The organism is Candidatus Paceibacterota bacterium, from assembly GCA_028714275.1.
In the GTDB taxonomy this organism is placed as follows: Bacteria; Patescibacteriota; Minisyncoccia; order Phycocordibacterales; family CAINVO01; genus CAINVO01.
Genome location: JAQTMP010000051.1, coordinates 1 through 4,470, shown reverse-complemented (window position 1 = coordinate 4,470; position 4,470 = coordinate 1). Strand labels below are relative to the sequence as shown.

At 42.8% G+C, this 4,470-nt stretch carries 4 protein-coding genes; all 4 read left to right on the top strand.

The features are described 5' to 3' along the window. Nucleotides 1-1,325, top strand: a 1,325-nt coding sequence (locus PHF79_03900; protein ID MDD5318924.1) for a glutamate--tRNA ligase family protein, incomplete at its 5' end; no start/stop codon positions are given. Nucleotides 1,326-1,332: 7 nt separating this feature from the next. Further along, nucleotides 1,333-2,001: a peptidoglycan DD-metalloendopeptidase family protein gene (locus PHF79_03895; GenBank protein MDD5318923.1), complete on the top strand. Its 669-nt coding sequence runs from the start codon at nt 1,333-1,335 to the stop codon at nt 1,999-2,001. Between the two features lie 3 nt (nt 2,002-2,004). Next, on the top strand, nt 2,005-3,294 hold the full coding sequence (locus tag PHF79_03890) for a peptidoglycan DD-metalloendopeptidase family protein (GenBank protein ID MDD5318922.1): 1,290 nt from the start codon (nt 2,005-2,007) through the stop codon (nt 3,292-3,294). A 39-nt stretch (nt 3,295-3,333) separates the two neighbouring features. Then, the coding region (asnB, locus tag PHF79_03885) for an asparagine synthase (glutamine-hydrolyzing) (GenBank protein MDD5318921.1) at nt 3,334-4,470 on the top strand (1,137 nt) is incomplete at its 3' end.

Sequence of the window (4,470 nt, the reverse complement as noted above, 5' to 3'; positions counted from 1 at the left end):
ATTATATTTTTGCCAAACAGCAAGGAGGGAAGATGCGTCTACGCATTGAGGATACTGACAAGGAACGTTCAAAACCCGAACATGAGCAATACATATATGACAGTATGAAGTGGCTTGGCCTTGAAGCGGACGGGGAAGTTTTTGTGCAATCAAAGCGCACTGATATTTACCAGAAAAAATTAAAGCAGCTTATAGAGGCTGGATATGCTTATGTTTCCAAAGAGGAACAAAAAGAAGTGCCCGGGCCAGATCAAAAAAAATTACGCAGTGAAGTAATCCGTTTTAAAAATCCAAACGTTAAAATAACTTTCAATGATTTAATCCGTGGAGAGATAACTTTTGATACAACGGACCTTGGAGATTTTGTTTTAGCCAAAAGCCTCGATGAGCCTCTTTACCATCTCACAGTAGTCGTGGATGATATGGAAATGGGGGTTACCCACATTATTCGAGGAGAAGATCACATCTCCAACACCCCAAGACAGATTTTAATCCAACAGGCTTTAGGGGCTCCACAGCCAATCTATGCGCACTTGCCGTTGATCCTAGCCACAGACAGGTCTAAGCTTTCAAAGCGCAAACATGGTGAATCCGTGGCGACCCTTTATTATCGCGACCAAGGATACCTTCCTGAGGCCCTGATCAATTTTATGGCTCTTCTTGGGTGGAATCCTGGCACTGACCAAGAAATTTTCAGCCTCAGTGAACTGATTGAAAAGTTTGATATTAGCAAGGTGCAAAAAGGCGGTGCTATTTTTGATATCACCAAGCTTCAGTGGCTCAACAAAGAGCATATGTCCAAAATGGACCAAGTTTTATTTGGTCAGGAAGTCCTGGCTCGTATTCCAGAAAAATTAAAGAGCGCCCCTACCTTTTCTGAACGTTTTCCGGCAGTCCTTCCTTTGATCAAAGAGCGCATTTCCTATTTTGGTGAGGTTGGCACGATGGCCGAAGAAGGAGAATTTGATTATTTTTTTATTTCTCCTTCATTTATCGGTGAAAATGAAAAAGCAAAACTCGCTAGCATCCTCCCTCCAGAAAAATTGAGAAAAGATAAAATAGTGACAAAAGAAAACACCGCGACTATTCTTAAAAAAATTATGGAAATTTTAACTGTTCTTGATGGCTCTTCCTGGCAGAGTGAATCCATTAAAGCGGCTCTATGGCCCTATGCCGAGGAACAGGGCAGGGGACTTGTTTTATGGCCCATGCGGTACGTCCTTTCAGCCCGTGAAAAATCTCCCGATCCTTTTATGCTTGCGGCTATTTTAGGCAAAGACGAAACCCTTACCCGCCTAGCAAATGCCGTCAAAGCTCTGGTATAATCAACAAGTGATATTTCCCAAACTGAAAAATAAAAAATTTGGTTATCTAAACCTAGATCTAGAAGGGAAAAAATGGGTCAAAGAAAATACTTCTACCTTTAAGGACTTTGAAAAAAATCCCCTGATTGAGCCTGCTGTTTGTCTCAAAATGGTAGAGGAAATGCATAGAAAATTTGATTTGGATTTTTCCTATGGTGGATGGTTAGAGGATAGGAGTTTCCTGTGGAAGGATAGTTACCTAGAGGATGAGGGGCTATTTATTCATTTAGGTATTGATATAAGTGTAGATCCAGGAACTGAAGTCGCAATAGATTTTGATGCTCAGGTAGTCCTAGTGGATGATGACTATCCAGAAATTGGAGGTTGGGGTCCAAGGGTTATCGTTAAAAATCTTGAAAAGGGATTTTATGTTATTTATGCTCACCTTGACCGCAAAATTTTATGCAAGGTAGGAGAGAGGCTACCCAAAGGAAGCGTATTTGCTAGAGCAGGCAAGGCTCCGTACAACGGAAATTGGTGGCCACACATTCATGTCCAGGTTATCGAGGCCTCTTTTTATGAAAGTCTTAGTAAAACTGGCCTCATGGAACTTGATGGATACGGAAATAGCTTGGAATTGGAAAATTTTGTCAAAGCCTTCAGAGATCCTCTTTGCTGTATCAGGCTCGCCGACTAATATATGAAATTTTTTACCCAAATAATCTTTACTTTAATAGGTGGACTATTTTTTTCTTTTCTATTTTCCATGGCTTTTGCCGCTACTGATGCACAGACTCTGCAACAACAGATCAACGATCGTAATGCAAATATAGCCCAGCTCGAACAGGAAATTGCCCAGTACCAAACCCTGGCAGACAAGACTAGCCAGCAAGCTAAAACTCTCCAGCAAAGTATTACCTCACTCCAGCTCACCCAGAAAAAGCTAAACCTTGACATCACCTTGACTCAGAAAAAAATTAGCGCCACAGAAGGTGATATCAAAAAAATAAGCGGCGACATAAGCACAAAGGAGCAATCTATCCAGACAGGACAAGGAGCCCTGGCTGAGCTGATACGTGCGCAAAATGAGCAAGACGCTACTGATCCAACCCTTTCTCTGCTAGGCAAGAAATCCCTCTCAGAGATTCTGGACGTTATTTATCAGATAAGCTCTATCTCAGGAAGTATCAAAGAAGCCATTAGCAGTCTTACTTCCGTAAAAGCTTCTTTGGAAACAAGTAAGGTCCAACAGGAAGCCAATAAAACTAATTTACTGACACTTCAGAGTCAGCTCGTCGATAAAAAAACAATTGTAGATAGTACCAAGCAGCAGCAAGCCAGTCTCCTCAAGGATACTAAAAACCAAGAGTCTGCCTATCAGCAAATTATTGCAGATAAGGTAGCTAAAAAAGCGGCATTTGAAAAAGAGCTTTTTGATTATGAAGCCCAGCTTAAATATACTTTGGATCCAAAAAGTTTACCCCCATCTGGCTCCTCGCCTTTATCTTGGCCTGTGGACAATGTTTTTATCACCCAGCTTTTTGGCAAAACAGTAGGGGCTGAAAAACTTTATGTTTCTGGATCTCATAACGGTGTTGATTTTAGAGCTAGTATTGGGACTCCAGTCAAGGCGGCTCTTTCCGGAGTGGTCATTGGCACAGGCGACACTGATATCACTTGTCCTCATGCTTCATTTGGCCGCTGGGTTTTGATTAAGCACCCAAACGGTTTGGCTTCCATCTATGCACACCTTTCATTAATAAAAGTGACAAGTGGTCAAACGGTGTCAACGGGTGATATAATCGCCTACAGTGGCAATACTGGCTATTCAACTGGGCCCCATTTACACTTGACTGTCTACGCTGCCAACGCTGTCAGTGTCCAGACACTTCCAAGTAAAGCCTGCAGCGGCAAAATATACACTATGCCAATTGCCCCAGTGGATGCCTATTTAGACCCAATGCTCTATCTGCCAAAATACCCTTTATAAAAGGCTAAATAGAGATCAATAATAATCCAACTATAAACTATGTGCGGAATTGCTGGCATCATCGGAAAAGAAAGAACAGACAAAAGGAAAGTGGCTCAAGCCATGGTGGATATCATCACCCATCGCGGCCCAGATGAGGATGGTTTTTTTCATGATGAGATGCTTAGCATGGGTATGCGCAGGCTCTCGATTATTGATCTGAGTACCGGCCAGCAGCCAATAAGCAATGAGGATGATTCAAAAATAATTATTTTCAATGGCGAAATTTATAATTTTCAGCCGCTTCGAGAGGATCTGATTTCCAAGGGACATATTTTCAAAACCCATGGCGATACAGAAGTGCTTCTACATCTTTATGAAGAATTTGGCGAGGACATGTTGCCCAAACTCCGCGGCATGTTTGTTTTTGCCATCTACGACAAGACGGCTAAGTCTCTTTTTGTAGCCAGAGATTATTTTGGCATCAAGCCTCTTTATTATAGGGTAGAAGATTCAGGAAAAATCGTCGGTTTTGGCTCTGAAATAAAAAGTCTGCTTTGTGATCCTAAATATAAACCCATTGTTAATGATGAGGCTGTTTTCAACTACCTTTCTTTTCAATACAATCCACTGGAGGAGACAATGTTTAAAGGTATATATAGTCTGCCACCAGCCAGCTCGTTGACCATTGATCTTGTAGATGGCGTAGGTGAGATAAAAAAATACTGGGATTATACTTTTCAGCCGAGCCGTGAAAAAAATGGTCAGACAATTGAGGAATCCTTAAAAAAAGAAGTGCTGGAAAAAATGCGCGATACGGTGAAGGCCCATATGATCAGCGATGTGCCCGTGGGTGCTTTTCTGAGTGGCGGTATAGACAGCGCCGTCATTGTCACCCTCATGGATGAAATTTCGCGGGCCAACGGGTACAAAGACGGCAAAGTAAAGACTTTTACCATTGGCTTTGCTGAGGTGAGTGAACACAGCGAAGCTAAAATCGTGGCCGACAGGCTTCAGACTGACCATCATGAGATTACTGTTTCATTTGACAAGGAGAAGGACGACGAGTTTTTCGGCAAGGTCCAGACCTACCGCAAGGAGGTCAAGATCCTGATCCCCGTGACGGCCGGGGCCGACAGCTTCACCCTCAAGGGCACCTCCCAGGGCTGCTGGGACGGGGGCATCTGCTATCCGCCC